The following is a 26,032-nucleotide window of genomic DNA, read 5'->3' as shown; positions in this document are numbered from 1 at the left end:
CCACACGCCTAACGTAGCTCCACGACAGCGAACCCCGTGGAGTGAGCATGACAACAACAATTTCCCCCGACTCGCGCTGGACGCGGCGGCGTGACGAGAAGCAGCGGCGTCTCGACAAGGTGCGCGGGCTGGCCGACGGCGTGGTGTTGCCCAGCGACAAGATCGTCGCCGCGCTTGAAGCGTTGATCCATCCCGGCGACCGTGTGGTGCTGGAGGGCAACAACCAGAAGCAGGCGGATTTCCTTTCCCGTTCGCTGGCCAAAGCCGATCCGGCCAAGCTGCATGATCTGCACATGATCATGCCCAGCGTCGGTCGCTCCGAGCACCTTGATCTGTTCGAACGCGGCATCGCCCGCAAGCTCGATTTCTCCTTCGCCGGCACCCAGAGCCTGCGCATCAGCCAGTTGCTCGAAGACGGCCTGCTGGAAGTCGGCGCGATTCACACCTACATCGAACTCTACGCGCGGCTGGTGGTGGACCTGATCCCCAACGTCGTGCTTTCGGCCGGGTTCATGGCCGACCGCAACGGCAACATCTACACCGGCCCCAGCACCGAAGACACCCCGGCACTGATCGAACCGGCGGCGTTCAGCGACGGCATCGTCATCGTTCAGGTCAACCAGTTGGTGGATGACGTCAGCGAACTGCCGCGCGTGGATATCCCCGCCTCATGGGTTGATTTCGTGGTGGTGGCCGACAAGCCGTTCTACATCGAACCGCTGTTCACCCGCGACCCACGGCACATCAAACCGGTGCACGTGTTGATGGCGATGATGGCGATTCGCGGGATCTACGAAAAACACAACGTGCAGTCGCTCAACCACGGCATCGGTTTCAACACCGCCGCCATCGAGCTGATCCTGCCGACCTACGGCGAATCCCTCGGCCTCAAAGGCAAGATCTGCCGCAACTGGACGCTCAACCCGCACCCGACGCTGATCCCGGCGATTGAGAGCGGCTGGGTCGAAAGCGTGCATTGCTTTGGCACCGAGCTGGGCATGGAAAACTACATCGCCGCGCGCCCGGACGTGTTCTTCACCGGCCGCGACGGCTCGCTGCGTTCCAACCGGATGTTCTGCCAACTCGCCGGACAGTACGCGGTGGATCTGTTTATCGGCGCGACGCTGCAGGTCGATGGCGACGGCCATTCCTCGACCGTTACCCGTGGCCGCCTCGCCGGTTTCGGCGGTGCGCCGAACATGGGCCACGACCCGCGCGGTCGGCGTCACGGCACCCCGGCGTGGCTCGACATGCGCCACGACGACGCGCCGCAACCGATGCTCGAACGCGGCAAGAAACTCGTGGTGCAAATGGTCGAGACCTTCCAGGAGGGCGGCAAACCGACCTTCGTCGAAACCCTCGACGCGGTGGACGTGGCGAAGAAAAGCGGCATGCCGCTGGCGCCGATCATGATCTACGGCGACGACGTCACCCACCTGCTCACCGAAGAAGGCATCGCCTATCTGTATAAGGCGCGCTCGCTGCAAGAGCGCCAGGCGATGATCGCAGCGGTTGCCGGCGTCACCGCCATCGGCCTGCGCCACAACCCGAAAGACACCGAACGCATGCGCCGCGAAGGCCTGATCGCCTTGCCCGAAGACCTCGGCATCCGCCGCACCGACGCCACCCGCGAACTGCTGGCGGCGAAAAGCGTGGCCGATCTGGTCGAGTGGTCCGGCGGCCTGTACAACCCGCCCGCCAAATTCAGGAGCTGGTAATGCACGCACTCAACCTGCAAGCGAAACCCCTGAGCCTGAGCGAACGCCTGGCCGATCTGGCGGTGGATGCGCTGATCGACGAAGCCGATCTGTCACCGAAACCGGCGCTGGTCGACCGACGTGGCAATGGCGCGCACACCGATCTGCACTTGGGCCTGATGCACGCTTCGGCATTGTCATTGTGGCCGGCGTTCAAGGAAATGGCCGAGGCCGCAGTTGATATCGGCGCAGTCGATACAGCGTTGCGCGAAGCGATTGGTCGCATCGGTCGCGAAGGCGAGCAAGCCATGCTTGCGACCACCAACGGGGTGAATACCCATCGCGGCGCCATTTGGGCACTGGGGTTATTGGTGACCGCCGCTGCGCTGGAACCGAAATCCTCAAGTGCCGACGCCGTCTCTGTTCGCGCCGCACGTCTGGCCTTGCTGGATGATCGCTACGCACCAAAACCGCTGAGCCACGGCGCACAAGTTGCCCTGCGTTACGGCGCACGCGGCGCTCGGGAAGAAGCGCAACTCGGCTTCCCGTCCGTGCTGCAACGCGGCCTGCCGCAACTCAAACGCAGCCGCGCCAACGGTCACGGCGAACAGAACGCCCGGCTCGATGCGCTGCTGGCGATCATGACCGATCTGGCCGACACGTGCGTGCTCTACCGCGCCGGTGAACAAGGCCTGCAGGCCATGCAACACGGCGCGCAAGCGGTGCTCGACGCCGGCGGCAGCGCCAGCCTAAGCGGACGTCGGCGCCTGCACGCACTGGATCAACAACTCATCGCATTGAATGCCTCGCCCGGTGGCGCCGCCGACTTGCTCGCCGCCACGCTGCTGCTCGACCGAATCGAGCGCGACGGTATCCTTCAGGGAGCGTTTTGATGGAAACCTTATCCTTTGAATTTCCCGCCGGGCAGCCGCCACGCGGGCGCGCGCTGGTCGGTTGTGTCGGCTCCGGCGATCTGGAAGTGCTGATCGAACCGGGGCTGGCCGGCAAGCTGACGATCAATGTGCAGACCTCGGTCAACGGTGCGCAGCAGCGCTGGCAGCATCTGTTTGCGCGGATGTTCGACGGCACCACGCCACCGGCGATGGCCATCGATATCCACGATTTCGGCGCCACGCCGGGGGTGGTGCGGCTGCGTCTGGAACAAGGTTTCGAGGAGATCGGCCATGAATGACAGCGCAGCGCTGTTGCACAAGCACAGCTTCGTCGAACTCGGTGCGCGGCAACGGGCGAAAGCCTTGCTCGATGCCGGGACCTTCCGCGAATTGCTTGACCCGTTTCAACGGGTCATGTCGCCGTGGCTCGAACGCCAGGGCGTGGTACCGCAAGCCGATGACGGCGTGGTGATCGCCAAGGGCAGCCTTGACGGTTTGCCGCTGGTGATCGCCGCCATCGAGGGCGCGTTCCAGGGCGGCAGCCTCGGCGAAGTCGGCGGGGCGAAGATTGCCGGCGCGCTGGAACTGGCCGCCGAAGACAACCGCAAAGGCATCCCGACCCGCGCCGTGTTGCTGCTGGAAACCGGTGGCGTGCGCTTGCAGGAAGCCAATCTCGGGCTGGCGGCGATTGCCGATATTCATGCGGCGATTGTCGACTTGCAGCAGTACCAACCGGTGGTCGGCGTGGTCGCGGGCAGTGTCGGCTGTTTCGGCGGTATGTCGATTGCCGCTGCGTTGTGCAGCTATTTGCTGGTGACTCAGGAAGCGCGCCTCGGTCTCAACGGCCCGCAAGTGATCGAACAGGAAGCCGGGATCGAAGAGTACGACTCCCGCGACCGGCCCTTCATCTGGAGCCTGACCGGTGGCGAGCAGCGTTTCGCCAGCGGCTTGGTGGATCGTTACGTCGCCGATGATGTGGCACAGATTCGCCAGCAGATCGGTGAGTTGCTGCAACAGGGTTTGCCAACGCGGCCGCGCAGTCAGCGCGCCGATTGGTTTCTGCAACGTCTGGCGAGCCTGGACACCGATAAGCAAATCGAGCCTGCGGTGGTTCGCGATCTGTATCAAGGAGAGCGCTCATGAGTGGTTATTCCGTGCGCGGTTTGAACTGGTTCAACGCCCTGAGCGCTGGTGCTGTGGTGGTTGAAGGGCTACCGGCCTCGTTGCGGGTTGCTGACGGTGAGCTGGGGCGTTTCATTGCCGTGGTTAGTGACCCGGACAACCGCTTTCCACGCGCTCGCAACGGCGAAGTCGGTTTGCTCGAAGGCTGGGGTCTGGCGAAGGCTGTGGATGACGTGATCACGGCAGATCGCGACAAAGCGCAGAAGCGCCCGATCATCGCCATCGTCGACGTCCCGAGCCAGGCTTACGGTCGTCGCGAAGAAGCCCTCGGCATTCATCAGGCCCTGGCCGGTGCGGCGGACAGTTATGCCCGCGCCCGTCTGGCCGGGCATCCGGTGATTGCGCTGCTGGTGGGCAAGGCGATGTCCGGGGCGTTTCTGGCTCACGGTTATCAGGCCAACCGCTTGATTGCCCTGCGCGATCCCGGGGTGATGGTGCATGCGATGGGCAAGGCTTCGGCGGCGCGAGTGACCTTGCGCAGTGTCGAGGAACTGGAAGCGCTGGCCGCCAGCGTGCCGCCGATGGCTTACGACATCGACAGCTACGCCAGCCTCGGATTGCTCTGGGAAACCTTCTCGGTGCAGCAGATCGAGCAGCCGACGGCGGAGGACCTGACGCGGGTCACCGAGTGCCTGAAACAGGCGATCGACGATATCTCCGGCACTGACTTGCGCAAGCGTCTCGGCGCGAAAAATCGTGAGGCCTCCAGCCGCGTGCGTGAACTGCTGAGGGCACAGTGGTGAACTTGCCATTGGCCCACGACCTGCTGTGGGGCATGACTCCTGCGCAGTTGCCGGCGGATGCGCCGCAGTGGGCAGTCGAATCGCTGGCTGCCGGGCAACCGGTGGTGGTGCGGCGCGCGGTGAGCGCTGAAGGTTGGGTCGCGGTGGGTATTCGCGGTGTGTTGCGTGAGCAGCGCCTGGCGGCGTTCATGGGTCTTGATGCAGTCGTGCGTCGGATCAGTCCGGAGGCGCTTTGTCATGTCGATTGCGAGCGCGATCTGTCAGTGATGCAGGCACTCAAACAACTGCGGCCGATGCTCGATGATTGTGGTTGGGTCTGGGGTGTCAGCGGCAGTGTCGGATTTGAGTTGGCCAGTGGTTTTACCGCGATGCACGCGGCCAGTGACCTCGATCTGATTCTGCGTACCCCGCAGCTGATCACCCGTAATCAGGCACGCAAACTGGTCGCGGGTTTCGATCAGGCTGTGTGCCGGGTGGATATGCAATTGCAGACGCCGTTTGGTGCTGTGGCGCTGCGCGAATGGGCCAGCGGTTCGGCCCGGGTGCTGCTGAAAACTCAGCATCAGGCCTGTCTGGTCACTGACCCGTGGAACCTGCAGGAGCAGGCAGCGTGAGCAGCCTGTTGGTGTTCCCGGGCCAGGGCGCGCAGCAACCGGGCATGCTCCAGCGTTTGCCTCGGGCAACCTTGATCGAGGCCAGCGACGTGCTCGGTGAGGATGTCTCGCTGCTCGATTCGGCCGATGCGCTGCGCAGCACCCGGGCGGTTCAGCTGTGCCTGTTGATCGCCGGGGTCGCCGCCTCGCGGCAGTTGTTGCAGGACGGACTCACGGCGGATTACGTCGCCGGCCTGTCCATCGGTGCGTACCCGGCAGCGGTGGTCGCCGGGTCGCTGAGCTTCAGCGATGCGTTGCATCTGGTCAGCCTGCGTGGCGAGTTGATGCAGCAGGCTTATCCACAGGGCTATGGCATGACCGCGATCATCGGTCTGCAATTATCCACCGTCGAAACGCTGCTGGCGCAGGTGCACAGCGCGGAGTCGCCGGTGTACCTGGCCAACATCAACGCCGATAACCAGGTGGTGATTGCCGGCAGTGACGCGGCGATGCAAGCGGTGGCGGAACTGGCGCGCAGTCGTGGCGCCGGTCTGGCGAAACGTCTGGCGGTGAGCGTGCCGTCGCACTGTCCGCTGTTGGAAAAACCTGCGCAAATCCTCGCTGAGGCCTTCGCCAAGGTTGAACTGAAGCGCCCGACAATCGCGTACCTGAGTGGCAGCCGCGCGCGTCCGCTGATCAAGCCTGATGCCCTGCGCGACGACCTCGCTTTCAACATGTGCCGCGTGGTGGACTGGCGCGGCACCGTACAAAGCGCTTACGAGCGCGGTGTACGTTTACAAATCGAACTGCCGCCCGGTGCGGTGCTGACCGGGCTGGCGCGCCGGGTGTTCGAATCGGGCACGGTCACTGCCTTCGACAGTGCGCGTCTGGACACCTTGCAGGCGCTGTTGCGAGAGGAGGGAGACCGCCGACCCTAAACCGCCGCGACTCAGGCTTCGAACAACAAAAACAACATTCGACGATGCACTTTGAGGACTACAACAATGATTATTTACGGTGTGGCGCTGTTGGCGATCTGTACGCTGGCAGGGGTGATCATGGGTGACATGCTTGGCGTGTTGCTGGGCGTCAAATCCAACGTCGGCGGGGTCGGCATCGCCATGATCCTGCTGATCTGCGCGCGGTTGTGGATGCAGAAGCGTGGCGGCATGACCAAGGATTGCGAGATGGGCGTCGGCTTCTGGGGCGCGATGTACATTCCTGTGGTGGTGGCGATGGCCGCGCAACAGAACGTCGTCACCGCCCTGCACGGCGGCCCGGTGGCGGTGCTGGCGGCCATCGGTTCGGTGGTGGTGTGTGGCTGCACGATTGCCCTGATCAGCCGCACCCATAAAGGCGAACCGTTGCCTGACGAACCGGTGGAAGTCACCCCGGTCGGTACCCCGGTAGGAGGTCGCTGACATGTGGGCACTCATTGAAAACGGTCTGGAACACAACGGCCTGATCACCGCGTTCGCTTTCGTCGGCGTGATCATGTGGGTCTCGGTGATTCTCTCCAAACGCCTGACCTTCGGGCGCATTCATGGCTCGGCGATTGCCATCGTCATCGGTCTGGTGCTGGCCTGGGTTGGCGGCACTCTGACCGGTGGTCAGAAAGGCCTGGCGGATCTGACGCTGTTCTCCGGCATCGGCCTGATGGGCGGGGCGATGCTGCGTGATTTCGCGATCGTCGCCACGGCGTTCGAAGTGCAGGCGACCGAGGCGAAGAAGGCCGGGTTGATTGGCGTGATCGCGCTGCTGCTCGGCACCATCCTGCCGTTCATTGTCGGCGCGTGTATGGCTTGGGCCTTCGGCTATCGCGATGCGGTAAGCATGACCACCATCGGCGCGGGCGCGGTGACCTACATCGTCGGCCCAGTGACCGGTGCGGCTATTGGCGCGACTTCGGATGTGATGGCGCTGTCGATTGCTACCGGGTTGATCAAGGCGATTCTGGTGATGGTCGGCACGCCGGTCGCGGCGCGCTGGATGGGCCTGGATAACCCGCGTTCGGCGATGGTGTTTGGTGGTCTGGCCGGGACGGTGAGCGGGGTGACCGCAGGGCTGGCGGCGACGGATCGGCGGTTGGTGCCTTATGGGGCGTTGACGGCGACGTTCCACACCGGGCTCGGGTGCTTGCTGGGGCCTTCGCTGTTGTTCTTCATTGTTCGCGGGATTGTGGGCTAGATCCGGAATTTCAGTTGTCTGCGCTGACGCCTTCGCGAGCAAGCTCGCTCCCACACTTGGAATGCATTCTCCTGTGGGAGCGAGCTTGCTCGCGAAGGGCGCAACTCGGTTTCAGATCTGGCGATTGGCATACATCCGACACTCCGCCAGCAACGCCAGCAGATTCGGATCGCGCTCCTTGGCCTTCAAGAACACCACGCCAATGTGCTGCTGCAAGCGGTACTTCTCCTGCAACGGGATCAGCTTCACCCGATTCTCGTACACCGCCGCAATCCGCCCCGGCAGCAACGCATAGCCGACCCCGGAGCTGACCATGCTCAGCAGGGTGAAGATGTCGTTGACCTGCATCGCCACCTTCGGCTCGAACCCCGCCTGCTTGAACACCCGGATACCGTCCTGATGCGTAGCGAAGCCCTGGGTCAGGGTGATAAAGGTTTCGTCACGCACCTCGGCCAGATCGACTTCACTGCGTTGGGCGAACCTTGAATCTGCCGGTGTGGCGAGGAAAATGTCGTCGGAGAACAGCGGGATCTGCTCGCAGTCCGGGTCGCTGACCGTGTCGTCCAGCGACACCAGAATCGCGTCGACTTCCATGTTCTTCAGCTTGTACAGCAGGTCGATGTTGGAGCCGAGGATCAGGTCGATGTTGAGTTCGCTGCGGCGGATCTTCAGGCCCATGATCAGTTGCGGTACGGTTTTCACCGTCAGCGAGTACAGCGAGCCGAGTTTGAAGCGTTCAGCGGAGAAGCCGGCGGCCTCGCGGGTCAGGCGCACACTCTCGACCACGTCCTGGATCAGCTTCTGCGCGCGTTCTTCGAGCACGTAGGCGCTTTCCAGGGGCGTCAGGTTGCGCCCTTCATGCTTGAACAGCGGGCAGCGCAGGGCGCTTTCCAGCGAATGGATCGCCCGGTGCACGCTGACATTGCTGGTCTGCAACTCGGCTGCGGCACGCGCCAGATTGCCGGTGCGCATGAAGGCGAGGAACACCTCGAGTTTTTTCAGGGTCAATTCTTCGTCGATCAGCATGGCGCGGACTCTTTTTGGTATCGACCGATTGTGCCCGGTATGCGCCGCTCTTTGTAGGAGCTGCCGGAGGCTGCGATCTTTTGATCTTTTAAACGGAAACATTGCGCTTTTACGCTCAAGGCCTGAGCCTTGCGCGTTGCGGTAACGAATCTTGAGGTGAGCGACACATGTATCACGGGGAAAAACTCAACGCCTGGACGCATCTGGTCGGGGCCGTGGCTGCGTTTATCGGCGGCGTGTGGATGCTGGTGATTGCCAGCCTCGACGGCAGTCCGTGGAAGATCGTCAGCGTGGCGATCTACGCCTTTACCTTGCTGGTGCTCTACAGCGCTTCAACCGTGTACCACAGCGTGCGCGGGCGCAAGAAAGCGATCATGAAGAAGGTCGACCACTTTTCCATCTATCTGCTGATCGCCGGCAGCTACACGCCGTTCTGCCTGGTGACGTTGCGCGGGCCGTGGGGCTGGACGTTGTTCGGGATTGTCTGGGGGCTGGCGCTGATCGGCATCCTGCAGGAGATCAAGCCACGCTCGGAAGCGCGGATCCTGTCGATCGTGATCTACGCGGTGATGGGCTGGATCGTGCTGGTGGCGGTCAAACCGTTGATCGCGGCGCTGGGCACAGCAGGCTTTGCCTGGCTGGCATCGGGCGGGGTGTTGTACACCGTGGGGATCATCTTTTTTGCCCTGGATCACCGGTTGCGGCATGCGCACGGGATCTGGCATTTGTTTGTGATCGCCGGGAGTCTGCTGCACTTTGTGGCGATTCTGTTTTATGTCCTTTAGAACATCACAAATCCTGTGGGAGCGGGCTTGCCCGCGATGACGGACTGTCAGTCACTCATGTGTTGATGGGGCAACCGCAATCGCTGGCAAGCCAGCTCCCACAGGGACCAGGGTTTGCAGTTGTATCTGCGCGCGTCTGCTGAATATCTGCAACAAGTCGCCGAGGGTATGCGGTGGCGGTTCGGTGGCGCGGGTCACTGCGTACAACGTGATCGGCAAGGGCGGCGCCAACGGGCGGATTACGGTGCTGGTCGGCGAAGCACCGAGTGCCGTGAAAGGGTCGATCACCGCCACCCCGGCGCCAGACTCCACCATCGCCCGCGCCAGCGAATACGTCTGCACGGCGATCCGCACGCGAGGCGGTGGCTCGACCGCTTCCAGGTAGCTGTCGAGTCGGGCAGCCAGCGGGTCGGCGCTGGACAGCCCGATCAGCGGTGCTCCCGCCAACGCCATCAGCGGCAACGGCTGACCGGCTTCTTCCTCCGGCCAGTAACCTTTCGGCGCCAGCGCCACCAACACGCCCGAGGCCAATGCCTGCGCCTTCAATCCCGGATGATCCGGCAACTGCAACGTCAGGGCCACGTCCACTTCGCGCATCAGCAGATTCTGCATCAGCTCGCGGCTGTGGGCGCTGGAGAGTTCGCAGGCGATGTCCGGGAACTGTGCCGTCCATTGCCGGATCGCCGGCGGCAGCAACGACAGCGCCAGCGCCGGGGTCGCGCCGATCCGCAGGCTGTGGCCGGGCTCGCGGCGCAGGCTCTGGGCCAGGCGTCGCACGCCTTGCAGACTTTCCGTGACCTTGTCGACTTCGCGCTCCAGCTCCAGCGCTTCCGGAGTCGCCTGCAATTTACCGCGCACCCGCAGAAACAGCGGAAAGCCCAACTGCTGCTCGGCGTGCTGCAGCACTTTGGTCACCGCCGGCTGAGAGACGTGCAGCAATTGCGCAGCGGCGCTGACCGAGCCGGTCTGGCGAATGGCCTGGAAAATCTCGATGTGGCGAAGGCGCATGGTGAGTCCATAACCTTTGTTTATAAGTCTGGCATCTTTATTCATTGTTCGGCGCCTGTCACCTCACCCTAACCTCAGCCTCGTCTTCACATAGAAATAAGGACGGACATGGCTCAGCGCGTGTGCATCATCGGCGGCGGTGTGATCGGGTTGGCAACGGCCTATGCGCTGGTGCGCGACGGTTTCGAAGTGACTGTGGTCGAGGCGCGGCAGTCGCTGGGCAGCGAAACCAGTTTCGCCAACGGCGGCCAGTTGTCCTACCGCTATGTGGCGCCGCTGGCTGATGCCGGCGTGCCGTTGCAGGCGCTCGGCTGGATGCTGCGCGGCGACTCGCCGCTCAAGCTGCGCCCGCGTCTGGACCCGGCGCAGTGGCGCTGGATGGCGTCGTTTCTCGCCGCCTGCCGCACCTCGGTCAACCGGGAAAACGCGGCGCATCTGTTGCGTCTGGCGCTGTTCAGCCAGAGCACGCTGAAACGCTGGCGCGAGGATGACGGGCTCACCGGTTTCAACTGGCGGCGCAACGGCAAACTGGTGACCTTCCGCAATGCCGGCAACTTCGACCATGCGCGCAAGGGCTTGGCCGATCCGCAGCAACAACAGGTGTTGTCCGCCGCCGAATGTGCGCAGCTGGAACCGGCACTGACCGATGCGCCGTTTGTAGGCGCGATCTACACGCCGGATGAAGAAGTCGGCGACTGTCACGCCTTCTGCCAGCAGTTGGCGGCGCGATTGACGGCGTCGGGTCGCTGCGAGTTTCGCCTCGGTCAGGCAGTCACCGGCATTCGCCACAGCCACGGCGTCGTTACGGCGATTGAGCTTGGCAACGAAACCCTGCCAGTTGAACAACTGGTGATCGCCGCCGGGCACCGAAGCCCCTTGCTGGCGCTGCCCGGCCTGCGTCTGCCGCTGTATCCGCTGAAGGGTTACAGCCTGACCTTGTCGATCGGCGATGAGCATCGGGCGCCGGACGTGAGCATCACCGACTACGACCGCAAGATCGTCTACGCGCGCATCGGCGAACAGTTACGGGTGGCGGCGATGGTCGACATCGTCGGTTTCGACCCGGCGGTAGATCCCGAGCGGTTGGCACTGATCAAGCGCCAGGCCCGCGACACCTTTCCCGATGCCGGCAATTACGACGCGGCTGTGGAATGGGCGGGCATGCGCCCGGCCACCCCCACCGGCGTACCGCTGCTGGGCGCCACGGCGTATCGCAATCTGTGGCTCAACCTCGGCCACGGCGCGCTCGGTTTCACCCTGGCCTGCGGCAGCGGGCAGTTGCTCAGTGAACTGATCGGTCAGCAGCGTACATCCATTGACCTGCACGGGCTCAATCCCCGTGCGGCGTGACAGTTTCTGCTAAAACACCCCAACCACAACGGAGAATAACAATGCAAAAAATCACGTTGCTCGGCTGCACACTGGCGCTGTTCATCGGCGCCCAGGCACAGGCCAATGAAGTGCCGCTGACCGGCGCGCTTGGCAAGATCGCCAGCGCCAACAGCATCACCCTGGGCTATCGCGATGCCTCGGTGCCGTTCTCGTATGTGGGCGATCACACCGGGCAGCCGATGGGGTATTCGGTGGAGCTGGCGGGCAAGATTGTCGAGCGGATCAAGCAGCAACTGGCGTTGCCTGAGCTGAAGGTGAAGTACAACCTGGTGACGTCGCAGACGCGGATTCCGCTGGTGCAGAACGGCACGGTTGATCTTGAGTGCGGCTCCACCGGGGTGACGGCCGAGCGGCAGAAACAGGTGGCGTTCTCCTACGGTTTCATCTACGTCAAAGGGCAGTTGCTGACCGCAAAGGACAGCGGCATTCACAGCTTCGATGACCTGCGCGGCAAGAATGTGGTGACCACCGCCGGCACCACCAACGAGCGCTATCTGAAGAGCTACAACCTCGACCACAAACTGAACATGTTCGTGATCAGCGCCAAGGATCACGGCGAGGCGTTCCAGATGCTGCAGTCGGGACGGGCAGCGGCCTTCTACATGGACGACGCATTGCTCTACGGCGAGCGGGCCAAGGCGCGGGACCCGCACAACTGGGTCGTGGTGGGGGAGGAACAATCGCGGGAAATCTACAGCTGCATGGTGCGCAAGGATGATCCGCCATTCCTCGCGCTGGTGAACGGGGCGCTGGCCGATCTGTACAGCTCGGGGGAGATCAACGGGATCTATCGTAAGTGGTTCGAACAGCCGATCCCGCCGAAAGGCTTGAACCTTGAGTTCCCGATGACCAGCGAACTCAAGGCAATCATCGCCAAACCGATCAGTGATCCGGTGCAGTGACGGGTTAGAAATCACCCCAAAGCTGCTGAGCCACCGCCAGTGCCACAACCGGTGCGGTCTCGGTGCGCAGCACACGTGGGCCGAGGCGGGCGGCGTGGAAACCGTTGGCCTTGGCTTGCTCGACTTCGGCGTCGGACAAGCCGCCTTCGGGGCCGATCAGGAACGCCAGGGTCGCAGGCTTGGCGTGGCTGACCAACGGCTCGGCCACCGGGTGCAGAACCAGTTTCAGCTCGGCTTGGGTCTGTTTCAGCCAGTCCGCCAGCAGTACCGGTGGATGTATCACCGGCACCCGCGAACGACCGCATTGCTCGCAGGCGCTGATCGCCACCTGACGCCAGTGCAGCAGGCGTTTGTCGGCGCGCTCGTCCTTCAGGCGCACTTCGCAGCGCTCGCTGAAGATCGGGGTGATTTCGCTCACGCCCAGTTCGGTGGCTTTCTGGATCGCCCAGTCCATGCGCTCGCCCCGGGACAGGCCCTGGCCTAGATGGATGTGCAGCGGCGATTCGACTTGGCCGGCGAGCTGCTCGTCGATCTGCACCACCACGCGCTTCTTGCCGACTTCCACCAGCGAGCCGCGAAACTCATGGCCGGAACCGTCGAACAACTGCACCGCATCGCCCTCGGCCATGCGCAGCACGCGGCTGATGTAATGCGCCTGGGCTTCCGGCAGTTCGTGTTCGCCGGTGCTCAGGGGGGCGTCGATAAAGAAGCGGGACAGTCTCATTTCGGGTCTCTGGAAAGATGTGAATCAGTTGGATCGGAGTCGACTTCATTCGCGAGCAGGCTCGCTCCCACAGGAAAATGCATTCCAGGGTGGGAGCGAGCCTGCTCGCGAAAGCGGCAGTTCAGGCGCCACAAATTTTCAATCAGCCCGGATCGCGGAAGCCCGGGTGGAAATCTTTCGGCACCGCCACGCTGACGCTGTCTCGAGTGGCGATGTCGATGCCTTCGCTGGCGACTTCGGCGAGGAAATCGATCTGCTCCGGGGTGATCACGTACGGCGGCAGGAAATACACCACGCTGCCCAGCGGCCGCAGCAGCGCGCCACGCTCCAGCGCATGCTGGAACACCTTCAGGCCGCGACGTTCCTGCCAAGGGTAGGCCTCTTTCGTGGCTTTATCCTTGACCATCTCGATGGCCAGGACCATGCCGGTCTGCCGCACTTCCGAGACGTTCGGGTGATCAACCAGATGCGCCGTGGCCGAGGCCATGCGCCGGGCCAGCGCCTGGTTGTTTTCGATGACGTTGTCCTGCTCGAAGATATCCAGCGTCGCCAACGCCGCCGCACAGGCCAGCGGGTTGCCGGTGTAGCTGTGCGAGTGGAGGAAGGCGCGCAGGGTCGGGTAGTCGTCGTAGAACGCGCTGTAGACCTCGTCGGTGGTCAGGCACGCCGCCAGTGGCAGGTAGCCGCCGGTCAGGGCCTTGGACAGGCAGAGGAAGTCCGGACGGATGCCGGCCTGTTCACAGGCGAACATGGTGCCGGTGCGGCCGAAGCCGACGGCGATTTCGTCGTGAATCAGGTGCACGCCGTAGCGGTTGCAGGCTTCGCGCAGCAGTTTGAGGTACACCGGGTGATACATGCGCATGCCGCCGGCGCCCTGAATCAACGGCTCGACGATGACTGCCGCCACGCTGTCATGATGTTCTGCCAACGTCTGTTCCATGGCGGCGAACAGATTGCGCGAATGTTCTTCCCAGCTCATGCCTTCGGGGCGCAGGTAGCAATCCGGGCTTGGCACCTTGATGGTGTCCATCAGCAGCGCTTTGTAGGTTTCGGTAAACAGCGGCACGTCACCGACCGCCATCGCCGCCATGGTTTCGCCGTGGTAGCTGTTGGTCAGGGTGACGAAACGCTTCTTGTTCGGCTGGCCACGGTTGAGCCAGTAGTGAAAGCTCATTTTCAGCGCGACTTCGATGCAGGACGAACCGTTATCGGCGTAGAACACCCGGTTCAGGCCCTCGGGCGTCATCTTGACCAGGCGCTCGGACAGCTCGATCACCGGTTGATGGCTGAAACCGGCGAGGATCACATGCTCCAGCTGATCGACCTGATCCTTGATGCGCTGGTTGATGCGCGGGTTGGCGTGGCCGAACACGTTGACCCACCAGGAGCTGACAGCATCGAGGTAGCGCTTGCCTTCGAAGTCTTCGAGCCACACGCCTTCACCGCGCTTGATCGGGATCAGCGGCAGCTGTTCGTGGTCTTTCATCTGGGTACAGGGATGCCACAACACCGCGAGGTCGCGTTGCATCCACTGGTTATTCAGGCCCATTTACAGTCTCCTCGAGGCGGCTCGCGTCAGGCGCGGGCAAACAATCGCGCAAGCCTATGCAATGCATCGCGTCGGAACAACCCATTGTGTCGATTGAGCTACTTTGTATGGGCCGATAGACGTCGCTGGCGGCGTTTTGATGGCTGACGTATTCTTCGCGGTTCTTTGGGTCGTCTGACCCGCAAAAACTGCTTTTTCCTACGTGTATTTCCGGAGTTCGCTGAATGTCTGTCGGTTGGCTGCGCGCCTGTGCGCTGGTGATGTTGGGGCTGTTCAGCGTTACGGCGCTGGCCAAGGATAAAACCGCAATCGTGATCGGCGGCGGCCTGTCGGGCCTGACCGCGGCTTACGAGCTGCAAAACAAGGGCTGGCAGGTCACCCTGCTGGAAGCCAAACCGAGCCTGGGCGGTCGCTCGGGCATGGCCACCAGCGAGTGGATCGGCAACGACAAGACCCAGCCGGTGCTGAACAAGTACGTCTCGACCTTCAAACTGAGCACCACGCCAGCCCCGGAATTCGTGCGTACCCCGGGTTATCTGATCGACGGCGAGTATTTCTCCGCTGCCGATCTGGCAACCAAGCAACCGGCCACCGCCGATGCCTTGAAGCGCTACCAGAAAACCCTCGACGACCTGGCGCGCTCGATCGACGACCCGCAGAACCCGGCCGCGACCAGCACCCTGCATGCGCTGGATCAGATCAACGTGTCGAATTGGCTCGACAAGCAGAACCTGCCGGCCACCGCGCGTCAGTTGATCAACCAGGACATCCGCACCCATTACGACGAGCCTTCGCGTCTGTCGCTGCTGTATTTCGCCCAGCAGAACCGCGTGTATCGCGGCGTCTCTGACCGCGACCTGCGTGCCTCGCGTCTGGTCGGCGGCAGCCAGGTGCTGGCCCAGGCCTTCGTCAAACAGATCAAGACCATCAAGACCAACTCGCCGGTGTCGGCGATCACTCAGGACAAGGACGGCGTGACCGTCAAGGTCGGCAGTGTCGGCTACCAGGCTGATTACGTGGTGCTGGCCGTGCCGCTGCGCGCGCTGAACAAGATTGCGCTGACCCCGGCACTGGACGCCCAGCATCTGGCCGCGATCAAGGGCACCAACTACGGCTGGCGCGACCAGATCATGTTGAAGTTCAAGACGCCGGTGTGGGAAAGCAAGGCGCGCATGTCCGGCGAGATCTACAGCAACGCAGGTTTGGGCATGCTCTGGATCGAACCGGCGCTGAAGGGCGGCGCGAACGTGGTGATCAACCTGTCCGGCGACAACGCTCGCGTGATGCAGGCGTTCGGCGACAAGCAGATGGTCGATCAAGTGCTGATCCGCCTGCACGCGTTTTATCCACAGGCCCGTGGCTCGTTCACCGGTTATGAAATTCGTCGTTACAGCACCGATCCGTCGATGGGCGGCGCTTACCTGGCTTACGGTCCGGGCCAGATCAGCAAGTTCTGGCGCCTGTGGGAGCGTCCGCTGCAACGTGTAGCGTTTGCCGGTGAACACACCGACACCCTGTACCCGGGCACCCTGGAAGGCGCGCTGCGCACTGGTCAGCGTGCGGCCAGTCAGGTTGAAGACCTGGCCGCCGGCAAGTCGTTTGAACCGGCCAAAGTGGTTCCGGCTGCAGCAGCGGCGGGCGCGGCGGGTGCCGTGGCGGCGAAGAAGGGTAACTTCTTCAGCAACCTGTTTGGCGGTTCGGATGACGAGAAGAAGCCAGAGCCTGCGAAGGCGCCTGAGCCGGCTCCAGCTCCAGCTCCAGCGGCGCCAGCGCCTGCACCGACTCCGGCACCTGCGCCAGCTCCGGTGGAAGCGCCGAAACCAGCGACTCCGGTGAAAGCCGAGCCGGCGAAGAAAGCGCCAGCCAAGCCTGCGGCGAAGAAACCTGCAGCGAAAACCGAGGCGAAAAAGGCCCCGACCAAGCCTGCGGCGAAAAAGGCTGAGCCGGCGAAGAAGCCAGCGGCGAAACCGGCAGCGAGCACCGATACAAAGGCTCAGTAAAATTTTGGCTTGAATGATAAAGCGCGGCTTTCAAGCCGCGCTTTTTTATGGATTAACCGTTTTGGTTAATCTGCCCTAGATCGGGTTTCAAGCTCCATCGGGTGAGATCTGTGTAGACGACTCAGCGCTTTTCTTTGTGCTGAGCAGACGGAACTGATGAGGAAGAATGCTGCTGAGGAGATGCTTTGAGTGCCTCTTGCTTCCAAGAAGGCCATTGCTCAACAGTACGGCGAGATTCCGCTAAATGGTTGAGAAACTCTTCTTTAGTGGGCGTCATTTTGGCTTTCCTCTAGGTACCTTGATAGAAGTGTTGCAGCTATGGTTTCGCGTTCAATGTACGAGCAAGGCAGCATTTGGGTGCGTAATTTAGCATCAGACTCATTCCAGTCAAGAGCCTGACCATCCTCGGTTTTTCTGGTTACTGGATAGCCACTACCGAGGTTGGTGGAGAATAGGTTGAAAAAGCTTCGTGGGCCAACTCCGATAAACGGTGCAAATACAACGTTGCTGCTTCTTTGATTCAGTGATATGGAATCTGAGTGGAAGTCGAGTGCTTTGCTTTTCGGGTATGGCTCAACATATACAACTCTCTTGATTCCAGCAGCCACGATATGCTTTGCACAATTGTGGCAGGGGAATGTCGTGCAGTATAAATCGCTACCATATGTACTAATTCCTAGTCTTGAGCTTGAAAGAAGTGCCTCCATTTCGGCATGAACAACTCTTCCGTATTCGGTGATGTCTTTTATCTTGCTGCTCTTGATCAAGGGTTTCAGTTTTTCTTTGTATTCTTCTGGAATCACTTCAAGAATACTGTCGATGATTAATTTTTTCTGTGTGGCGTTAGAGTCTTCTCCTCTCATGTAGTCGCGCCCATCCTTTGCGTCAACGATTTCCTGTGTAACATCGTCTACTTCAGGCCAGTACAGCCCTCCATGTGCTTTTGGTACATCGTTAGCGCCTGTTGAGACGATGCATCTGTCTTTCGTTAGAACGGCACCCACTTGTCGAGAAAGATCAGCAGATCTTAATGAAGCTGAGAATGCCATGAACATTGCGTATTCATCGAATGTAGGCGTGACGTATGGCTTGCCAAAAAGCAGATCAAAAACTCGCCATATCTGCTTTTTCAGTGAGTCAGAGTTGCCGTTGTAGTCGATGAAAAAGTCGGATAAATGATAGGTATCCTTCGTGTGTTGACCATAGTCATCGCGTTCATCCGCGTCTCTGTCGATTAATTTAGAAGCTTGCTCCTCTGGAATCGATTTTTCTTTTGTTAAGTAGTCATGCCGTCTTGTATGGTCAGCGTGGACGCCGATTAAGAAAAAACCATTCGAGTATATTTTTCTTAATCTTTGTACTTCGGCAGGATTCTTCAGCGAATTGATAATAAAAGCTTTTCTGCGCAATGCTTCTTGCTTGCCTCGTAAGAAGTTGATTCTGGCAGCAGCGCCGAGAGCAAGTATTGAATTATCTTTACTATTTTTTCTAAGATTGTTCCCTTCCTCCATGAAGGAACTGATCCTGGCAAACTCATCTGTGCTTGAAAGTGGGGAGCCTAATGTAGAGATTATATCCGTAGAGATTTTTATGTTTTCTGTTGTGTAGTTGAATTTATAAAGCCGTTCCTCTATGAGTCTTGCAATTTCGTTTAGGTTGGTGCCGATCGTCCCAACCAAGCCGATAATCAGCTCGGAGTCTGAGTAGGAGTCATCGAGAAAATATGCTCCTGTCTCAGTCGAGCTTGTTGATAGTTCAGCGAAAGCAGCTTCTACCTCTATTGAGGTTTGTTCGATATATGGGTGTTCCGAATCTGTGCCGCTGATCAGCAATCCTTCAACAAGTAGTTTTAATTGTTCGGCGGATCTCGGGTTTCCTTGAAATGTTATGCTCCCCGTTGAGGGGAACCAATTCATGATCCCTTTGCTATTAGCTCTGAATTGATATTGGTTTGGGTTGACGACTTTCCATTCTCCAGCGTGCCGGAGAGAGCTTAATTTTTGCTTTAGTTCTTCGAGTTTGCCGTCAAAACGCATCTTTTTTCCCTGTGTTGAGTTGCGGTCCGTCTGGCACTGTTCCTGCTGTTGGACAATGGACTTACGTTTGCCCCACCTGAGAGTAGTAGCCACTCTGTCGTAGGTCCAGATGCGAAAGCCTCATCAAGCTTTTCGTTCCGATCGTCAAAAAAACGCATAGCTCTAGCCCTGCTATCCCACTCAAATCACTTGGAATTCCTAAAGAAACTGAAGAGTTTTCTGATGAGCGACTACGTCAGCGGGGGCTGGACTTGTATGATTTTTCTCGCTAGGACGTGTGATTCTGCTATGGGTTAATCTTTCCTTAACACGAGGGTTAGAAGCTCTTGATCGTATTTCTCGATATTTCAAAGCAAAATTTTCCGCTTTAATTCGATAGATAACTCGCTAGTCTTGGTTCGCAGTTCTCACAGGATTTGGGCAATGCAGCTACGTAACTCTGCTTCACGCTATGGTTGGGTCAGCATCTTCATGCACTGGGGCGTGGCGCTGGCGGTCTTTGGACTGTTCGCGCTGGGTCTGTGGATGGTGGGGCTGGATTACTACAGCAGCTGGCGCAAAGACGCGCCGGATCTGCACAAGAGCATCGGTCTGGTGCTGCTAGGTGTGATGGTGTTGCGGGTGTTGTGGCGTTTTATCAGCCCACCGCCACCGATGCTGCAAAGCTACAGCCGCATGACCCGCATCGGCGCCAAATTCGGCCACGGGTTTCTGTACGTCGGGCTGTTCGCTGTGATGCTTGCCGGTTACCTGATTTCCACCGCAGACGGTGTCGGGATTCCGGTATTTGGTCTGTTTGAAGTGCCTGCACTGGTTTCCGGGCTACCGGATCAGGCAGATACCGCTGGGGTGATTCATCTCTGGCTGGCGTGGGCGCTGGTAATTTTTTCCGGCCTCCATGCGTTGGCAGCATTGAAGCACCACTTTATCGATCGTGATGCGACCCTGACGCGAATGCTCGGTCGCAAATCCTGAAATTCAACCTCGACTCAAAGGAAAAGAAAGCATGTTGAAAAAGACTCTGGCCGCTCTGGCAATCGGTTCGGCCGTACTGTCCGCGAACGTGATGGCTGCTGATTACACCGTCGACAAGGAAGGCCAGCACGCTTTCGTCGACTTCAAGATCAGCCACTTGGGCTACAGCTACATCACCGGTACGTTCAAGGACATCGACGGCAAGTTCAGCTTTGACGCTGCCAAGCCTGAAGACAGCAAAATCGAATTCAACGTGAAGACCGCCAGCGTGTTCACCAACCACGCCGAGCGCGACAAGCACATCGCCAGCAAAGACTTCCTGGACGTGGGCAAATACGCTGACGCCAAGTTCGTCTCCACCAGCGTCAAATCCACCGGCAAGAACGCCGCTGGCAAAGACACGGCTGACGTGACCGGCGACCTGACCCTGCACGGCGTGACCAAGCCAATCGTGGTCAAGGCCGTGTTCCTGGGCGAAGGCAAGGATCCATGGGGCGGCTACCGTGCCGGCTTCGAAGGTACTACCAGCATCAAGCGTTCTGATTTCGGCAAGATGATGGACCTGGGTCCACAGTCCGACAACGTCGACCTGTACATCTCGTTCGAAGGTGTGAAAGCGAAGTAACTTCGCCGCCTTACAAAAACGCCCCCGGTCGCAAGGCCGGGGGCGTTTTTTATAGCCCGCCACAACCCGGATCCCCTGTAGGAGCTGCCGAAGGCTGCGATCTTTTGAGAGGTTGGTTTTTCCAGGATCAAAAGATCGCAGCCTTCGGCAGCTCCTACAGAAAGCGGGTTCTGGGACATCCATAAAAAATGCCCCGGCTCTTTCGAACCGGGGCATTTTTCATTGCAGCGATAACTCAGCGATTGCGGGTCAGCAAGGCTGGTTTTTCGCCGCGCGGACGGGTCGGCAATTGATCAAGTTGCTCAGGCGTCGGGAAGCGGTCGGCTTTCGATTCCTTGTGCATGATCTTCGGCCCGGTGCTGCGCGGGTTCTGCACGGCCGGTTCGGCGCGTTGCTGATCGTCGCGAGCCGGACGGCGGTTGCGCGAGGACTCGTCACGACGGCCCTGGCCGTCACGTGGGGCGCCGTTGCGCGGACCGTTGCGTTTGCCCGGTGGAGTGCCGGTGCTCGAACCGTTGCTGTTGCGCGGGCCGTTCTGGCGACCTTGCGATTGACCGCCGCGAGGTGCGCCGGCACCTGCGCCCTGGCCTGGCGCGCCCGGACGGCGACCACGACCACCGGCCGGAGCGGCTTTGGGCACGTAGTCAACGCGGTTACCGAAGTTATCGATATCGTCGTCGAGGAACTCGTCCGGTGCACGGTCGGCAGCCGCGCGTGGTGGCTGGCTCGGACGCTGTTCGCGGCTCGGCGTGCCTTCACGGGGCTTCTGCTGGCGGGCAGGGCGCTCGCCGCGTTCGCCGGCCGGTTTTTCCTTGCCCTTGTCTTTGCCTTTGTCCTTGCGACCGCCGCCACCGCCGCCGCCATTCGGACCGTCGCCGCGCGGACCGCGGGAGTTGCGCGGGTTGCGCATGTCCGGACGCTCGCGCACTTCAGGCTTCTCGGCCTCGATGGTGCTGGCATCGAAGCCCATCAGGTCGCCGTCGGCGATTTTCTGCTTGGTCATGCGTTCGATGCTTTTCAGCAGTTTTTCTTCGTCCGGCGCGACCAGCGAGATCGCCTCGCCCGAACGACCGGCGCGGCCAGTACGGCCGATACGGTGCACGTAGTCTTCATCGACGTTCGGCAGCTCGAAGTTGACCACGTGTGGCAACTGGTCGATGTCCAGACCGCGAGCAGCGATGTCGGTCGCTACCAGAATGCGCACTTCACCGGCCTTGAAATCGGCCAGGGCTTTGGTGCGGGCGTTCTGGCTTTTGTTGCCGTGGATCGCCACAGCCGGCAGGCCGTGTTTGTCCAGGTATTCGGCCAGACGGTTGGCGCCGTGCTTGGTGCGGGTGAACACCAGCACCTGTTCCCAGGCGCCGGCGGTGATCAGGTGCGCCAGCAGCGCACGCTTGTGGCTGGCCGGCAGACGGAACACGCGTTGCTCGATGCGCTCGACCGTGGTGTTCGGCGGCGTGACTTCGATGCGCTCCGGGTTGTGCAGCAGTTTGCCGGCCAGATCGGTGATGTCTTTGGAGAAGGTCGCCGAGAACAGCAGGTTCTGACGCTTGGCCGGCAGACGCGCGAGGACTTTCTTCACATCGTGCACGAAACCCATGTCGAGCATGCGGTCGGCTTCGTCGAGGACGAGGATTTCGACGTGGGACAGGTCAACGCTGCCTTGGCCGGCGAGGTCAAGCAGGCGACCCGGGCAGGCGACGAGGACGTCAACGCCACGGGACATGGCCTGGACTTGCGGGTTCATGCCGACGCCGCCGAAGATGCAGGCGCTGACGAATTTCAGGTCACGGGCGTAGATCTTGAAGCTTTCGTGAACCTGGGCCGCGAGTTCGCGGGTCGGGGTCAGGACCAGTACGCGCGGTTGGCGCGGGCCATGACGCTGGGATTTGTCCGGGTGACCGTTGGGGAACAACCGCTCCAGGATCGGAAGGGCGAACCCGCCGGTTTTACCGGTACCTGTCTGTGCCGCAACCATCAGGTCGCGACCTTGCAACACGGCGGGAATGGCCCGCTGTTGCACCGGAGTAGGCTCGGTATAGCCCGCATCTTCGATGGCACGGACTAAAGCCTCGGAGAGACCGAGGGAAGCAAAGGACATGAGTAATCCTGTTTTAGTTAGGGCTTGGCCCAATGGGAGTCTTGCCTGGCGCGAATCGCGTTTAAGAGGACGCGATCCCGTCCGGTCCTGCTGCGGTCTCGAAGGCACGTCAGGAGCGCTCGCGCGGGCTGAAAAGCTGCGCTGTAGCGGGACTGGAGGCCTGTTACGGTTCCGGGCGTCCGGGCGTGAGCCTGGCGGGAACGCCGGAGTATAACAGAGCAATCACTGCGCGCTGCTTTCCTGCTGCTCAACGGTTTTGCGACTGGCCGAGACGTTGCTCATTGGCGCGGCGTCGACCGGGGCTGCGCCGTAGCGTGCGCTGAGCTCGGCGTAGGCCGGTTCGCGCTTGAAGCGCTTGAGCTCGGCGCCAAAACGCGCCACCAGCAGATCCATCCCGGCATTGCGACGAACGGCCAGATATTGGCTCTGGCGGCTAATGACAGTGGGGTTTTCAGTGATCTGGTCGCGGATATTCAACTGATCGAGCAAATGCTGACCGACGCGGCGATCGGTGATCAGCAAGTCGATGCGCCCGCGCAGCAGTTTGCCGAAGTTGGCTTCGTGGGTTGGCGCCGGTTCCCGGGTGAACAGTGTCGATTCGCGGAAGTCAGGGCTGTACAGATAACCCGGCGAGGTGCCAATGGTCAGGCCTTTGAGTTCTTCGAGTTTGCTGAACGGGTGCGGCCGGTCGTTGGCGTAGAACATCACGAACTCGACGTCCGACAGCGGTTCGATGGGGTAGAGCAGCATGGCGTCGCGCTCGTCGCTGTGAAAGATGTCCAGTGCGCCGTCAGCCTGACCGGTTTCGAGCATCGACAGGCAACGTTTCCACGGCAAAAATTGCCATTCGACCTCGATCCCCAGGCGCTTGAACACGATGGCCGTGGTTTCGTAATCCAGCCCGAGGTTCTTGCCGTCCTCTTCGTACACGTACGGCGCCCATGGCTCGGTGACAATGCGCAACTTCTCGCCCCGAGCGGCAAAGCTCAGGCAAGCAAAAACCAGCACCGTGAATAATTGCGCGATCAAAGGCATGGCTTGAGATTACGACGAGAAACGCGAAAGAGCCAGAAAGTGCCTGCACAAGCTCTAATTCGGGGATTCAAAAGCAAAAGATCGCAGCCACGACACCCCTGTAGGAGCTGCCGAAGGCTGCGATCTTTTGATTGTGCTTTGATGCTTTTTAGCGCGGCAACTTCAGGTTATTCCAGATCGCCAGACTAGGCTCGGCCTGGTTCATGGAATAGAAGTGCAGCCCTGGTGCGCCACCTTGCAGCAGGCGTTCGCACATTTCGCTGACAACCTGCTCGCCAAAGCGCTGAATGCTCTGGCTGTCATCGCCGTAGGCTTCCAGTTGCTTGCGGATCCAGCGCGGGATTTCCGCACCGCAGGCATCGGAGAACCGCGCCAGCTTGCTGTAGTTGGTGATCGGCATGATCCCCGGTACCACCGGAATGTCCACGCCCAGCGCCTGCAAACGGTCGACAAAGTAGAAGTAGCTGTCGGCGTTGAAGAAGTACTGGGTGATCGCGCTGTCGGCGCCGGCGCGGGCCTTGCGCACGAAGTTGGCGAGATCGTCTTCGTAGTTGCGCGCTTGCGGATGCATCTCCGGATAAGCGGCAACTTCGATGTGAAAATGATCAGCGGTTTCTTCACGAATGAATTCAACCAGTTCATTGGCGTGACGCAGCTCGCCGCTGGTCATGCCCATGCCGGACGGCAGGTCACCACGCAGGGCAACGATGCGCTTGATGCCGGCAGCCTTGTACTCGTTCAGCAGTCCGCGCAGGTCGTCCTTGCTGTCGCCGACGCACGACAGGTGCGGTGCGGCCGGTACTTTGACTTCGCTTTCCAGCTGCAGAACGGTGTTGAGGGTGCGATCACGGGTCGAACCGCCAGCGCCGTAGGTGCAGGAAAAGAAATCGGGGTTGTACGTTGCCAACTGACGGGCAACGTTGAGCAGTTTTTCATGCCCAGCATCGGTCTTGGTCGGGAAGAACTCGAAGCTGTAGCGACGGTCTTGGGACATGGTCATACCCTTGGAAACACGTAAGCCGGACGCTGTACTCCTGTAGGAGCTGCCGCAGGCTGCGATCTTTGAAGATCAAAAGATCGCAGCCTGCGGCAGCTCCTGCACAGAGCGGTCAGCAGCGCCAGTCAGGCAACGCGGTGCGCAAGGCACACCGCGTCGACGCTCAGCCAATCAGTAGCGGTAAGCGTGCGGCTTGAACGGGCCTTCGACGGTGACGCCGATGTAGTCAGCCTGTTGCTTGGTCAGTTGAGTGACCACGCCGCCGAAGCCGCGCACCATTTCCAGGGCCACTTCTTCGTCGAGTTTCTTCGGCAGTACTTCAACGGTCAGACGCTCGGCTTTCTGGGCTGGCGACAGGTCGGCGTACTTCTGGCCGAACAGGAAGATCTGCGCCAGTACCTGGTTGGCGAACGAACCGTCCATGATGCGGCTCGGGTGACCGGTGGCGTTGCCCAGGTTCACCAGACGGCCTTCGGCCAGCAGGATCAGGTAGTCGTCGTTCTGCGCGTCGAAAGCGCCCGGGCCGGTACGGTGGATCTTGTGGACCTGTGGCTTCACTTCTTCCCATGCCCAGTTCTTGCGCATGAAAGCGGTGTCGATTTCGTTGTCGAAGTGGCCGATGTTGCAGACAACAGCACGCTTCTTCAGGGCTTTGAGCATGTTCGCGTCGCAAACGTTGACGTTACCGGTGGTGGTCACGATCAGGTCGATCTTGCCCAGCAACGCTTTGTCGATGCTCGCTTCGGTGCCATTGTTGATACCGTCGATGAACGGCGAAACCAGTTCGAAACCGTCCATGCAGGCCTGCATGGCGCAGATCGGGTCAACTTCGGAAACCTTGACGATCATGCCTTCCTGACGCAGGGACTGGGCCGAACCCTTGCCCACGTCACCGTAACCGATGACCAGCGCCTGCTTGCCGGACAGCAGGTGGTCGGTACCGCGCTTGATCGCATCGTTCAGGCTGTGACGGCAGCCGTACTTGTTGTCGTTCTTGGACTTGGTCACCGAGTCGTTGACGTTGATCGCAGGGATCTTCAGCTCGCCCTTGGCCAGCATGTCCAGCAGGCGGTGAACGCCGGTGGTGGTTTCTTCGGTCACGCCGTGAACGCGGTCCAGCACCTGTGGGTATTTCTTGTGCAGCAGCTCGGTCAGGTCGCCGCCGTCGTCGAGGATCATGTTGGCGTCCCATGGCTGGCCATCCTTCAGGATGGTCTGCTCCAGGCACCACTCGTACTCTTCTTCAGTCTCGCCTTTCCAGGCGAAAACCGGGATGCCGGCAGCGGCGATGGACGCGGCAGCCTGATCCTGAGTCGAGAAGATGTTGCAGGACGACCAGCGTACTTCGGCACCCAGGGCAACCAGGGTTTCGATCAGCACGGCGGTCTGAATGGTCATGTGGATGCAGCCGAGGATTTTCGCGCCCTTGAGCGGCTGCTCGGAAGCGTACTTGCGGCGCAGACCCATCAGGGCCGGCATTTCCGACTCGGCGATGATGGTTTCGCGACGGCCCCAGGCAGCCAGGGACATGTCGGCAACTTTGTAATCGTTAAAATCGGCAGGCGTGATAACAGCGCTCATG

Annotated in this window: 25 protein-coding genes; 15 read left to right on the top strand and 10 right to left on the bottom strand. The window is 60.7% G+C overall.

Annotated elements, in window-relative coordinates; all coding sequences use genetic code 11:
- Positions 1-47: 47 nt before the first annotated feature.
- The 9 genes from mdcA to madM all read left to right on the top strand — a co-directional run bounded on the left by mdcA (position 48) and on the right by madM (position 7,295).
- Positions 48-1,718, top strand: coding sequence for a malonate decarboxylase subunit alpha (mdcA, locus tag HXW87_RS01070; RefSeq protein WP_239778334.1), 1,671 nt, complete (start codon positions 48-50; stop codon positions 1,716-1,718).
- Positions 1,718-2,590 (top strand): triphosphoribosyl-dephospho-CoA synthase, encoded by an 873-nt coding sequence (locus HXW87_RS01065; protein ID WP_239778333.1) that lies wholly within the window; start codon positions 1,718-1,720, stop codon positions 2,588-2,590. The genes mdcA and HXW87_RS01065 overlap by 1 nt, the downstream gene beginning before the upstream one ends.
- Positions 2,590-2,889 carry a malonate decarboxylase subunit delta gene (locus HXW87_RS01060; RefSeq protein ID WP_095668108.1) on the top strand — a complete coding sequence of 100 codons (300 nt, stop codon included), beginning with the start codon at positions 2,590-2,592 and terminating at the stop codon, positions 2,887-2,889. Before HXW87_RS01065 ends, HXW87_RS01060 begins: the two co-directional genes overlap by 1 nt.
- Positions 2,882-3,733, top strand: a complete 852-nt coding sequence (locus HXW87_RS01055) for a biotin-independent malonate decarboxylase subunit beta (RefSeq protein WP_239778332.1) — start codon at positions 2,882-2,884, stop codon at positions 3,731-3,733. Before HXW87_RS01060 ends, HXW87_RS01055 begins: the two co-directional genes overlap by 8 nt.
- The gene (mdcE, locus tag HXW87_RS01050) at positions 3,730-4,515 is read left to right on the top strand and encodes a biotin-independent malonate decarboxylase subunit gamma (RefSeq protein ID WP_239778331.1); all 786 of its coding nucleotides are present in this window, start codon (positions 3,730-3,732) and stop codon (positions 4,513-4,515) included. The genes HXW87_RS01055 and mdcE overlap by 4 nt, the downstream gene beginning before the upstream one ends.
- Complete coding sequence (locus HXW87_RS01045; RefSeq protein ID WP_239778330.1) at positions 4,509-5,129, top strand: malonate decarboxylase holo-ACP synthase; 621 nt, start codon at positions 4,509-4,511, stop codon at positions 5,127-5,129. Before mdcE ends, HXW87_RS01045 begins: the two co-directional genes overlap by 7 nt.
- A complete protein-coding gene (mdcH, locus tag HXW87_RS01040) occupies positions 5,126-6,046 on the top strand; it encodes a malonate decarboxylase subunit epsilon (RefSeq protein WP_239778329.1) in 921 nt (306 codons plus the stop codon). Before HXW87_RS01045 ends, mdcH begins: the two co-directional genes overlap by 4 nt.
- A gap of 66 nt (positions 6,047-6,112) precedes the next feature.
- A complete protein-coding gene (madL, locus tag HXW87_RS01035; protein ID WP_003229065.1) occupies positions 6,113-6,529 on the top strand; it encodes a malonate transporter subunit MadL in 417 nt (138 codons plus the stop codon).
- Position 6,530: 1 nt separating this feature from the next.
- Entirely contained in the window at positions 6,531-7,295 is a 765-nt protein-coding gene (gene madM / locus HXW87_RS01030) for a malonate transporter subunit MadM (protein ID WP_103485191.1), read from the top strand.
- Positions 7,296-7,406: 111 nt separating this feature from the next.
- Here the strand turns inward: madM and HXW87_RS01025 are convergent, their stop codons facing one another.
- Positions 7,407-8,321 (bottom strand): LysR substrate-binding domain-containing protein, encoded by a 915-nt coding sequence (locus HXW87_RS01025; RefSeq protein ID WP_047297119.1) that lies wholly within the window; start codon positions 8,319-8,321, stop codon positions 7,407-7,409.
- A 167-nt stretch (positions 8,322-8,488) separates the two neighbouring features.
- Here HXW87_RS01025 and HXW87_RS01020 point away from each other — a divergent pair, with 167 nt between their 5' ends.
- Positions 8,489-9,106, top strand: coding sequence for a hemolysin III family protein (locus HXW87_RS01020; RefSeq protein WP_007964065.1), 618 nt, complete (start codon positions 8,489-8,491; stop codon positions 9,104-9,106).
- A 51-nt stretch (positions 9,107-9,157) separates the two neighbouring features.
- Here HXW87_RS01020 and HXW87_RS01015 read toward each other — a convergent pair whose 3' ends face one another.
- Positions 9,158-10,114 carry a LysR family transcriptional regulator gene (locus tag HXW87_RS01015; RefSeq protein ID WP_108184069.1) on the bottom strand — a complete coding sequence of 319 codons (957 nt, stop codon included), beginning with the start codon at positions 10,112-10,114 and terminating at the stop codon, positions 9,158-9,160.
- 108 nt (positions 10,115-10,222) lie between these two features.
- On the opposite strand from HXW87_RS01015, the gene HXW87_RS01010 reads away from it, so the two are divergent.
- Both HXW87_RS01010 and HXW87_RS01005 read left to right on the top strand, forming a co-directional pair.
- Positions 10,223-11,464, top strand: coding sequence for a D-amino acid dehydrogenase (locus tag HXW87_RS01010; protein ID WP_095668114.1), 1,242 nt, complete (start codon positions 10,223-10,225; stop codon positions 11,462-11,464).
- Between the two features lie 41 nt (positions 11,465-11,505).
- Complete coding sequence (locus tag HXW87_RS01005) at positions 11,506-12,408, top strand: transporter substrate-binding domain-containing protein (protein ID WP_047297116.1); 903 nt, start codon at positions 11,506-11,508, stop codon at positions 12,406-12,408.
- Positions 12,409-12,412: 4 nt separating this feature from the next.
- Here HXW87_RS01005 and HXW87_RS01000 read toward each other — a convergent pair whose 3' ends face one another.
- Positions 12,413-13,132: a 16S rRNA (uracil(1498)-N(3))-methyltransferase gene (locus HXW87_RS01000; protein ID WP_239778328.1), complete on the bottom strand. Its 720-nt coding sequence runs from the start codon at positions 13,130-13,132 to the stop codon at positions 12,413-12,415.
- 142 nt (positions 13,133-13,274) lie between these two features.
- A complete protein-coding gene (locus tag HXW87_RS00995) occupies positions 13,275-14,681 on the bottom strand; it encodes an adenosylmethionine--8-amino-7-oxononanoate transaminase (RefSeq protein WP_239778327.1) in 1,407 nt (468 codons plus the stop codon).
- Between the two features lie 224 nt (positions 14,682-14,905).
- Here HXW87_RS00995 and HXW87_RS00990 point away from each other — a divergent pair, with 224 nt between their 5' ends.
- Positions 14,906-16,681, top strand: coding sequence for a flavin monoamine oxidase family protein (locus HXW87_RS00990; RefSeq protein WP_239778326.1), 1,776 nt, complete (start codon positions 14,906-14,908; stop codon positions 16,679-16,681).
- A gap of 121 nt (positions 16,682-16,802) precedes the next feature.
- Here the strand turns inward: HXW87_RS00990 and HXW87_RS00985 are convergent, their stop codons facing one another.
- A complete protein-coding gene (locus HXW87_RS00985) occupies positions 16,803-16,958 on the bottom strand; it encodes a hypothetical protein (RefSeq protein ID WP_239778325.1) in 156 nt (51 codons plus the stop codon).
- A complete protein-coding gene (locus HXW87_RS00980) occupies positions 16,945-18,717 on the bottom strand; it encodes an anti-phage dCTP deaminase (protein ID WP_239778324.1) in 1,773 nt (590 codons plus the stop codon). Before HXW87_RS00980 ends, HXW87_RS00985 begins: the two co-directional genes overlap by 14 nt.
- Before the next feature lie 423 nt (positions 18,718-19,140).
- Between HXW87_RS00980 and HXW87_RS00975 the strand changes: the two genes are divergently transcribed.
- Both HXW87_RS00975 and HXW87_RS00970 read left to right on the top strand, forming a co-directional pair.
- Positions 19,141-19,692 (top strand): cytochrome b, encoded by a 552-nt coding sequence (locus HXW87_RS00975; RefSeq protein WP_182402821.1) that lies wholly within the window; start codon positions 19,141-19,143, stop codon positions 19,690-19,692.
- Between the two features lie 31 nt (positions 19,693-19,723).
- The gene (locus HXW87_RS00970) at positions 19,724-20,317 is read left to right on the top strand and encodes a YceI family protein (RefSeq protein ID WP_041063462.1); all 594 of its coding nucleotides are present in this window, start codon (positions 19,724-19,726) and stop codon (positions 20,315-20,317) included.
- A gap of 235 nt (positions 20,318-20,552) precedes the next feature.
- On the opposite strand, the gene HXW87_RS00965 is transcribed toward HXW87_RS00970, so the two are convergent.
- From HXW87_RS00965 to ahcY, 4 genes are all read right to left on the bottom strand, one after another.
- Positions 20,553-22,418, bottom strand: coding sequence for a DEAD/DEAH box helicase (locus tag HXW87_RS00965; RefSeq protein ID WP_047297111.1), 1,866 nt, complete (start codon positions 22,416-22,418; stop codon positions 20,553-20,555).
- A gap of 222 nt (positions 22,419-22,640) precedes the next feature.
- Positions 22,641-23,453: a transporter substrate-binding domain-containing protein gene (locus HXW87_RS00960; RefSeq protein WP_131670608.1), complete on the bottom strand. Its 813-nt coding sequence runs from the start codon at positions 23,451-23,453 to the stop codon at positions 22,641-22,643.
- A 148-nt stretch (positions 23,454-23,601) separates the two neighbouring features.
- Positions 23,602-24,447, bottom strand: coding sequence for a methylenetetrahydrofolate reductase [NAD(P)H] (gene metF / locus HXW87_RS00955; protein WP_047297145.1), 846 nt, complete (start codon positions 24,445-24,447; stop codon positions 23,602-23,604).
- A 174-nt stretch (positions 24,448-24,621) separates the two neighbouring features.
- Positions 24,622-26,031, bottom strand: a complete 1,410-nt coding sequence (ahcY, locus tag HXW87_RS00950) for an adenosylhomocysteinase (protein ID WP_047297109.1) — start codon at positions 26,029-26,031, stop codon at positions 24,622-24,624.
- Position 26,032 lies beyond the last annotated feature (1 nt).

The sequence above is a fragment of the Pseudomonas sp. Y5-11 genome (assembly GCF_022368695.1).
Lineage (GTDB): Bacteria > Pseudomonadota > Gammaproteobacteria > Pseudomonadales > Pseudomonadaceae > Aquipseudomonas > Aquipseudomonas parakoreensis.
Note: the sequence above shows the minus strand (reverse complement) of the source record. Positions and strands in the feature narration are given on the sequence as shown.

Excerpts from the sequence above, each read along its gene's own strand:
- mdcA (WP_239778334.1), top strand. The coding sequence starts at position 48 with ATGACAACAACAATTTCCCCCGACTCGCGCTGGACGCGGCGGCGTGAC.
- HXW87_RS01065 (WP_239778333.1), top strand. The coding sequence starts at position 1,718 with ATGCACGCACTCAACCTGCAAGCGAAACCCCTGAGCCTGAGCGAACGC.
- HXW87_RS01060 (WP_095668108.1), top strand. The coding sequence starts at position 2,590 with ATGGAAACCTTATCCTTTGAATTTCCCGCCGGGCAGCCGCCACGCGGG.
- HXW87_RS01055 (WP_239778332.1), top strand. The coding sequence starts at position 2,882 with ATGAATGACAGCGCAGCGCTGTTGCACAAGCACAGCTTCGTCGAACTC.
- mdcE (WP_239778331.1), top strand. The coding sequence starts at position 3,730 with ATGAGTGGTTATTCCGTGCGCGGTTTGAACTGGTTCAACGCCCTGAGC.
- madL (WP_003229065.1), top strand. The coding sequence starts at position 6,113 with ATGATTATTTACGGTGTGGCGCTGTTGGCGATCTGTACGCTGGCAGGG.
- madM (WP_103485191.1), top strand. The coding sequence starts at position 6,531 with ATGTGGGCACTCATTGAAAACGGTCTGGAACACAACGGCCTGATCACC.
- HXW87_RS01025 (WP_047297119.1), bottom strand. The coding sequence starts at position 8,321 with ATGCTGATCGACGAAGAATTGACCCTGAAAAAACTCGAGGTGTTCCTC.
- HXW87_RS01020 (WP_007964065.1), top strand. The coding sequence starts at position 8,489 with ATGTATCACGGGGAAAAACTCAACGCCTGGACGCATCTGGTCGGGGCC.
- HXW87_RS01015 (WP_108184069.1), bottom strand. The coding sequence starts at position 10,114 with ATGCGCCTTCGCCACATCGAGATTTTCCAGGCCATTCGCCAGACCGGC.
- HXW87_RS01010 (WP_095668114.1), top strand. The coding sequence starts at position 10,223 with ATGGCTCAGCGCGTGTGCATCATCGGCGGCGGTGTGATCGGGTTGGCA.
- HXW87_RS01005 (WP_047297116.1), top strand. The coding sequence starts at position 11,506 with ATGCAAAAAATCACGTTGCTCGGCTGCACACTGGCGCTGTTCATCGGC.
- HXW87_RS01000 (WP_239778328.1), bottom strand. The coding sequence starts at position 13,132 with ATGAGACTGTCCCGCTTCTTTATCGACGCCCCCCTGAGCACCGGCGAA.
- HXW87_RS00995 (WP_239778327.1), bottom strand. The coding sequence starts at position 14,681 with ATGGGCCTGAATAACCAGTGGATGCAACGCGACCTCGCGGTGTTGTGG.
- HXW87_RS00990 (WP_239778326.1), top strand. The coding sequence starts at position 14,906 with ATGTCTGTCGGTTGGCTGCGCGCCTGTGCGCTGGTGATGTTGGGGCTG.
- HXW87_RS00985 (WP_239778325.1), bottom strand. The coding sequence starts at position 16,958 with ATGACGCCCACTAAAGAAGAGTTTCTCAACCATTTAGCGGAATCTCGC.
- HXW87_RS00980 (WP_239778324.1), bottom strand. The coding sequence starts at position 18,717 with ATGCGTTTTGACGGCAAACTCGAAGAACTAAAGCAAAAATTAAGCTCT.
- HXW87_RS00975 (WP_182402821.1), top strand. The coding sequence starts at position 19,141 with ATGCAGCTACGTAACTCTGCTTCACGCTATGGTTGGGTCAGCATCTTC.
- HXW87_RS00970 (WP_041063462.1), top strand. The coding sequence starts at position 19,724 with ATGTTGAAAAAGACTCTGGCCGCTCTGGCAATCGGTTCGGCCGTACTG.
- HXW87_RS00965 (WP_047297111.1), bottom strand. The coding sequence starts at position 22,418 with ATGTCCTTTGCTTCCCTCGGTCTCTCCGAGGCTTTAGTCCGTGCCATC.
- HXW87_RS00960 (WP_131670608.1), bottom strand. The coding sequence starts at position 23,453 with ATGCCTTTGATCGCGCAATTATTCACGGTGCTGGTTTTTGCTTGCCTG.
- metF (WP_047297145.1), bottom strand. The coding sequence starts at position 24,447 with ATGTCCCAAGACCGTCGCTACAGCTTCGAGTTCTTCCCGACCAAGACC.
- ahcY (WP_047297109.1), bottom strand. The coding sequence starts at position 26,031 with ATGAGCGCTGTTATCACGCCTGCCGATTTTAACGATTACAAAGTTGCC.